Source organism: Candidatus Viridilinea mediisalina (genome assembly GCF_002532535.1).
GTDB classification, from domain to species: domain Bacteria; phylum Chloroflexota; class Chloroflexia; order Chloroflexales; family Chloroflexaceae; genus Viridilinea; species Viridilinea mediisalina.
The window spans coordinates 1-6,465 of sequence record NZ_NQWI01000181.1; the positions used below are offsets into that span (position 1 = coordinate 1).

General features: G+C 54.2%; 8 protein-coding genes. 6 read left to right on the plus strand and 2 right to left on the minus strand.

Features of this window, described 5'->3' with window-relative positions:
• Both CJ255_RS20610 and CJ255_RS20615 read left to right on the plus strand, forming a co-directional pair.
• Positions 1-904 (plus strand): DUF4058 family protein (locus CJ255_RS20610; protein WP_245863631.1); only part of this gene is annotated, 904 nt, incomplete at its 5' end.
• A gap of 10 nt (positions 905-914) precedes the next feature.
• Complete coding sequence (locus CJ255_RS20615) at positions 915-1,607, plus strand: phosphoribosyltransferase (protein WP_097645966.1); 693 nt, start codon at positions 915-917, stop codon at positions 1,605-1,607.
• Positions 1,608-1,645: 38 nt separating this feature from the next.
• On the opposite strand, the gene CJ255_RS20620 is transcribed toward CJ255_RS20615, so the two are convergent.
• On the minus strand, positions 1,646-3,784 hold the full coding sequence (locus CJ255_RS20620) for an ATP-binding protein (RefSeq protein WP_097645961.1): 2,139 nt from the start codon (positions 3,782-3,784) through the stop codon (positions 1,646-1,648).
• Between the two features lie 274 nt (positions 3,785-4,058).
• On the opposite strand from CJ255_RS20620, the gene CJ255_RS20625 reads away from it, so the two are divergent.
• The 3 genes from CJ255_RS20625 to CJ255_RS20635 are packed head-to-tail and all read left to right on the plus strand — an operon-like array spanning position 4,059 to position 4,972.
• Positions 4,059-4,268, plus strand: a complete 210-nt coding sequence (locus CJ255_RS20625; RefSeq protein ID WP_097645962.1) for a hypothetical protein — start codon at positions 4,059-4,061, stop codon at positions 4,266-4,268.
• Between the two features lie 35 nt (positions 4,269-4,303).
• The gene (locus CJ255_RS20630; protein WP_097645967.1) at positions 4,304-4,753 is read left to right on the plus strand and encodes a PIN domain-containing protein; all 450 of its coding nucleotides are present in this window, start codon (positions 4,304-4,306) and stop codon (positions 4,751-4,753) included.
• 36 nt (positions 4,754-4,789) lie between these two features.
• Complete coding sequence (locus tag CJ255_RS20635) at positions 4,790-4,972, plus strand: hypothetical protein (RefSeq protein ID WP_097645963.1); 183 nt, start codon at positions 4,790-4,792, stop codon at positions 4,970-4,972.
• Here the strand turns inward: CJ255_RS20635 and ehuB are convergent.
• Entirely contained in the window at positions 4,953-5,825 is an 873-nt protein-coding gene (gene ehuB, locus CJ255_RS20640) for an ectoine/hydroxyectoine ABC transporter substrate-binding protein EhuB (RefSeq protein ID WP_097645964.1), read from the minus strand. The two genes, CJ255_RS20635 and ehuB, sit on opposite strands and share 20 nt — an antisense overlap.
• Before the next feature lie 136 nt (positions 5,826-5,961).
• Here ehuB and CJ255_RS20645 point away from each other — a divergent pair, with 136 nt between their 5' ends.
• Entirely contained in the window at positions 5,962-6,384 is a 423-nt protein-coding gene (locus CJ255_RS20645) for a universal stress protein (RefSeq protein WP_165774859.1), read from the plus strand.
• The last annotated feature ends 81 nt before the right edge of the window (positions 6,385-6,465 follow it).

Sequence of the window (6,465 nt, forward strand, 5' to 3'; positions counted from 1 at the left end):
CCAATCTCCAATCTCCAAACTCCAATCTCCAATCTCCAATCTCCAATCTCCAATCTCCAATCTCCAATCTCCAATCTGCAATCTCCAATCTCCAATCTCCAATCTGCAATCTCCAATCTCCAATAGTACTATGCCAACGCCATTTCCTGGAATGGATCCCTACCTAGAGCATCCAAGTCTGTGGCCCAATGTCCACAGTAGCTTGATCATTGCCCTGCGCGACGATTTGGCACCACGTCTGCGCCCGCACTACTATGTGGCGGTCGAAGAACGCACTGTGCGCCTTAGCCCAGATGATCTGAGTTTCTATATGCGGCCTGATGTGGCAGTAGTACCAACAGATGTCCCAATGAAGACCCGTAGTTCAATGCCCAGCCCAGAGCCTGGGATCGTGATGGTTGAAGTTCCGCAGCTTGAGGAGTTGCGTGAAACCTATCTCGCAATCTATGCCACAGATTCACAAGCTGTAGTCACAGTCTTGGAACTGCTCTCACCAAGCAATAAGCTGCCGGGTGAGGGGCGGCGTCAATACATGCAGAAACGGCTAAACATCCTAGCTAGTCTCACCCATTTGGTTGAACTTGATCTGTTGCGTAGTGGTGAAGCGATGCCCATAACCGGATACTTGGGGCGGAGCGACTATCGCCTGTTGGTTAGTCGCGCTCATCAGCGACCACAGGCCGAGTTACGACCTTTTGGGGTACGGCAAGCCATTCCAAGCTTTACCCTGCCCCTGCGACGTGCTACTCCTGAGCCGAAGGTGGAGCTTACGCCGTTGTTGCATGCGCTCTATGATCGGGCGGGCTACGATTTACGCATTGATTACCATCAGCCTCCCGTGCCAGCTCTCGCCGCTGATGATGCTCAGTGGGCGACGGAATTGCTGCGTGCTGCGGGAGTGTGAGGATGATTCGATGACATGGAGAAGTATCTTGAGCCATTTAGGGGTACGCCGCCGCTTTGCCGATCGCGCTGCTGCGGGTGAGGAGTTGGCGGCCCGTGTGGCGGCTGAACCGAACGTAGTGGCACCGTTGGTGTTGGCCCTGCCACGTGGCGGGGTGCCCATTGCGGCGGCAATTGCCCACACGCTTCAGGCACCGCTCGATCTGCTCTTGGTGCGTAAATTGGGTGTGCCAGACCAGGCTGAATTGGCTATGGGCGCAATTGCCGAAGGCGGTGTGCATGTCTTGAACGATGAGGTGGTCACACACCTGGGGGTGAGTGCAGCGCAGATCGCGCAGGTAACCGCCAAGGAGCAGCAGGAACTCATCCGGCGCGCGCAGGTCTACCGTGGCACACGAGCAGCCCCATTGCTAGAGGGCAAGAGCGTTATCCTCGTGGATGATGGGCTGGCGACGGGCACCACGATGCGCGCCGCGATTCGTGCGGCGCGGAGCCGCAACCCGGCCCGCCTGATAGTCGCGGTGCCGGTGGCCGCCCATGATATTGCCGCTGAACTAGGGGCCGAAGTAGAGCAATTGATCGCCCTCGAGGTAGTGGATGATTTGGGCGCAATTGGCCTTTGGTATGCCGATTTTACCCAAACGAGCGATGCGGAGGTGTGTGCGCTGTTGGGGGGAGGTAAGGATATAGAAACGAGAAAATAGAAAATAGAAAATAGGCAATGGATCAACTGAAACTATCCCTATTCATCCAAGACCATGCGCACCTTGCGTGCCAAGCTTGCGGGCGAGAAGGGTTTTTGTAAAAAATGGCCCTTGGTTGGATCAAAGCCCTCGTTGAGCAATGGGTGATCGGCATAGCCGGAGACAACGAGCAGTTTTACCGTAGGCGCTATGCCGCGCACCTGCTCGGCCAAGGCCAACCCGCCCAACTCCGGCATCACGATGTCGGTCACAAGCAGCGCCACCGGGCGTGGATGCCACGCCTTCAAGACCTGGAGCGCCTCTGCGCCATTGTGCGCCTCGAGTACATGGTAACCCTGCTGCACGAGGATGCGGATAGACAAAGCACGCACATGCTCATCATCCTCCACCAGCAGGATTGTCTCGTTCCCACGGGGCAAGGCGGGCATGCTGGTGGGTTGCAGCGCCTTCACCACTTCGCCGTAGGTGCGCGGCAGGTAGATGACAATTGTGGTGCCTAAGCCCACCTCGCTGTAGAGCGTAATCGCACCCCCGTGTTGGCGCACAATTCCATAGCAGGTGGCCAAACCAAGCCCGGTGCCTTTGTCCGGTTTTTTGGTGGTAAAGAAGGGTTCAAAGACCTTTGTTTGTAGATCTTTAGGAATCCCCAAGCCCGTGTCACTCACCTGGAGTACGATATATTCACCAGCGGCTAGGTCAAAGGCACCGTGGATCAGCGGTTCTTCCAGGATCGTTTGGGTGGTACGCAGGCTCAACTGTCCTCCTTCGGGCATCGCATCGCGCGCATTGACCGCCAGATTGACAATCACCTGCTCGATCTGGCCCGGATCAACCTTGACTTGACCAAGGGCGGGATCAAGGTTGATCATAAGCTTCAGATCAGAACCTAGCAGCCGTCGCAACAAGGGTTCCAACTCTTCAATAAGCTGGTTCAGGTTGGTAACAACGGGCGCAATCACCTGTTTGCGCGCAAAGGCAAGTAACTGACGGGTGAGGCGGGATGCGCGGTCGGAAGCGGCTTGGATTTGGGCAATATCAGTTGTGAGTGGATCACTGGTTGCCAGATCGCTACGCACAAGTTCAGCATAGCCGCCAATCACCGTCAGCAGATTGTTAAAATCGTGGGCCACCCCACCCGCCAAGCGCCCCACAGTCTCTAGCTTCTGGGCTTGCAGATACTGCGCTTCAAGCCGTTTGCGGGCGCTCACATCGCGCAGAATCAGTGTAACGAGGCTCTGCTCCTGCAACACAAGCTGAGCTGCCGAAGCCTCAATTGGAAACTCGCTGCCATCAGTGCGCTGGGCCACCAGCAGATCTACCTCAACTAGAGGCTGCTGCTCATGGGCCATGGCCAGCACGCGATCGCCATGCTTCGGCAACAGCAGATCGATTGGCTTGCCAATAATTGCTATTTGCGTGCAACCAAACATCTGTTCAGCGGCAGCATTGAAGAGCACAATCCTACGCTCACTATCAATAACAATAATGGCATCCATCGCCGATTGCAGCACCGCATCGAGGCGCGCCTCACTCTGCTGCAGTTGTTGCGCTGCCCGTTGGCGCAACTGTTCACCACGATAGAGCATGAAGCCAATCAGGGCCAGCGCCAACCCCCAGACCAGCAGCAGCGCAGTGTGGCGTCGCTCCTGGGCCAACAGCACATAGTTGAGCCTCTCGTAGAGCTGCCCCTCCAAGCGACCCGCTTGGCGCTCCAGTTCGGCAAAGGCGCTACGTTGCGCCACCAGCGGCGTTGCCGCCGTCGCCAGATTTGGGTGGAGCAGAAGCTGAAACTCAGCCACCTGCTCTTGGTAGCTCCGTACCGCCTGAGCCAACTCAGCGCCAGGGGGCGGGGCACCATCCACACGGATCAGCATACTTTCACCTTGCTGCCAATCATCCAAGGCTAGCAGTGCCCGATCAAGATGGGCCTGAGCATCTTGAAAGGCGAAGGTGCTATCACCCCCAGCCGCCCGCCCAGCCACCAAATAGGCCAGGTTCACATGGCGACGGGCTTGGCTCAAATTATCAAGCGCAATCACATATACTTGCATCGTCTGACGCCACTGGCAATGGCTCCAATGCAGCAGGGCTAACGACAAGACGGCCAGCAGCACCAACAGCAGAGTGCGCCACCAACCAGAGCGCCAAAGGGATCGCGTGGTTAATGATCGGATCATGAGTTCTACCAATTACTGTTGAATATTACAACTACGTATGCTCACCCGAAAGACTAGCGTTTATGCATCATACCATTTCTGATTGTTGATTACCGAACAGCGCGTCTCAATGGGCTTTAGCGTCAAATATTGCGCAATGGTGTATACTATCGGTGATATAATGTGAAGGAGAAGTAAACAAATAGCTCAAGACTTGACAAAGCCGTGTGGGTAGTGAATAATTAAGAATATACGTTCCGCGAAAGATTATTTATTATGTATAGGGAGGATGACAATGTACGCAGTCGAATTTGAGGTCAAAACCAAAGATGGTACAATTGAAATCCCTTTGCAATATCGAAACAAGGTGCGAGGCGTAATTCGGGTGATTATTCTTGTTGAAGAAGAACAACCCGAGATGAATATGATTGCACATCTGATGAAAAATCCCATTCAAGCACCTAACTTCAAACCTATGAATCGATCTGAAATATATGATCGATAAGTTATATTATGTTTTTTCAGATGAGGTATTCCTTTATGGAAAAATCGCAAATCAGTCAAGATTTAGTATTTGTAGATGCAAATGTATGGCTCTACGCTATTATTGACACTCAAGACCCAGCCAAAACCCGTGTGGCAAAACAGGTTATCGAGAATACACGTCAGCTTGTGGTTAGTACTCAAACGATAAACGAAGTGTGTGTCAATCTGATTAAGAATAAATTTCTTGACGAATCAACACTTCGCGGGCTAATTGACAGCTTTTATGCCTACTATCGCGTGGTTGATCTCTCTCATGAAATTATTCGAAGAGCATCAGTCATACGCGAACACTATGCGATTAGCTATTGGGATAGCCTAGTTCTCGCTGCAGCGCTGATCGGGGGGTGTCAGCAACTTCTTTCTGAAGATATGCAGGACGGCCTTTACGTAGACAAACAGTTGCTTATTGTAAACCCGTTTAAGAATAAGAAATCTGATGAATGATAATGAAGTACAGCGCTTCAAAGGGTTGCTTGAAACATGGTTGGCACACTGGTGCTGATTACCGCCGCTGCGACCGATACGCTGACCGTTGGGGCAAGCGCCTATCTGCCGGCGGGGCGGCCCGACCAGGTGATTGCCAGTTACAGCGAAGCGAACGCGATCAACTTTGATAATGGGCGGCGCATCCTGAATCTACAATCTACAATGGCTCACACATAGTAAGCAGCGCCTCGGTGGTCATACTTCCGGGCAGATCGGCTGCGGTAAAACCAAAGGGTGCAACCAGGCGTTGATGTTCGGGAGTACCCACAAATTGCTGCAACTGCTCATTGAGCGCCGTACGCAAGCTGACATCGGCATGGCGTAAGCCATAGGCACCATAGCCCCGTGCGACCAGCGTGGGCAGTTGTGGTTGTTCAAAGGGCGTAGCGACCTCGACCTGTCCTGCTTCGGCCTGCGCCACCAATGCGGTAATCGCCACCCGCGTCAACGCAAAGGCATCGGCGTGACCCTCGATCACCGCCATCAACCCGGTGCGCGCATCGGGCACCTCAAGGATCTGAATAGGCGCCAAGCCACTCGCTTCAGCCAGACGCTGCTCGTGGGCACCCGTAACCACCGCTAGGCGCGCCACTGGCTGCTGGGCCAGAGCGGCATAGCTATGCAACTGGTGCGGATTACCCGTGCGCACCAAAAAGGACTGCTCCAAGCCAAAAATTGGCTCAGTAAAGGCAATCAAGCGTGCCCGTTCACAAGTAATAAACATCCCGGTCGCAATCAGATCAAAACGCCCCGCCCGGAGTTCAGGGATCAACTCAGACCACTCCGTCTGCACCCATTCCACCCGCTCGATCCCCATGCGGGCGAGCATCAGGCGCAACACCTCTACCGACTCGCCAGTCACATGGCCATCAAGGGTACGGTAAGAGAAGGGCTCTTCAGGCGCATACCCTACGCGGATCACCTCGCGGCGCACGGCCCGCTCTAGGGTTGTTTCGGGCTGTTGGTAGACGATCAAGCCCAGCAACAGCAGTGCGGCGCCGAGTAGCGCAAGCAAGCGGTAGTGTTTCATAATAGCGCAATCGTACTCCTAACTATACGACACGTTATTAAACATCAACTTGGGGTTGTACCTGTGCATCGTAGCATGAAACTATGATGCAATGGGCAATGGACGGCGTTGCCAACATCAACTCTATGAGGTTACCATGTTCCATAGCATTCTGCTTGCCAGCGATGGTTCAGCGGCAGCGGAGCGGGCCTGTGCAATCACCGCATCACTCGCCAGCAGCTATAGTGCTTCCGTGTTTATCATCCATGCCTTCCACAAACCACCCAACATCCTTGCCGAACCCAACTACAACGAGCAGATGAACGAACGGCGTGCAGCAGCATACAACCTCGTTGACGATGTAGCCAACCGGCTAAAACAACAAGGGGTGAGCAACGTCACCAACGCGGTGATTGAGGGCCATGCCAGTGACGTAATCCTCAACGTCATCGGCACCCATCACCCCGATCTCCTGATCATCGGAGCGCGCGGCATGAGTCCGTGGCGCGGCCTCGTTATGGGCAGCGTGAGCCTCGCCGTCACTCAGCGGGCGACATGTCCGGTGCTTGTGGTCAAGTAGGGCCTGGAGATTGGAGATTGGAGATTGGAGATTGGAGATTGGAGATTGGAGATTGGAGATTGGAGATTGGAGATTGGAGAT

What these genes read in the sequence shown, in the direction of transcription:
- CJ255_RS20615 (WP_097645966.1), top strand. Translation starts at nt 915, where the DNA reads ATGACATGGAGAAGTATCTTGAGCCATTTAGGGGTACGCCGCCGCTTT.
- CJ255_RS20620 (WP_097645961.1), bottom strand. Translation starts at nt 3,784, where the DNA reads ATGATCCGATCATTAACCACGCGATCCCTTTGGCGCTCTGGTTGGTGG.
- CJ255_RS20625 (WP_097645962.1), top strand. Translation starts at nt 4,059, where the DNA reads ATGTACGCAGTCGAATTTGAGGTCAAAACCAAAGATGGTACAATTGAA.
- CJ255_RS20630 (WP_097645967.1), top strand. Translation starts at nt 4,304, where the DNA reads ATGGAAAAATCGCAAATCAGTCAAGATTTAGTATTTGTAGATGCAAAT.
- CJ255_RS20635 (WP_097645963.1), top strand. Translation starts at nt 4,790, where the DNA reads ATGGTTGGCACACTGGTGCTGATTACCGCCGCTGCGACCGATACGCTG.
- ehuB (WP_097645964.1), bottom strand. Translation starts at nt 5,825, where the DNA reads ATGAAACACTACCGCTTGCTTGCGCTACTCGGCGCCGCACTGCTGTTG.
- CJ255_RS20645 (WP_165774859.1), top strand. Translation starts at nt 5,962, where the DNA reads ATGTTCCATAGCATTCTGCTTGCCAGCGATGGTTCAGCGGCAGCGGAG.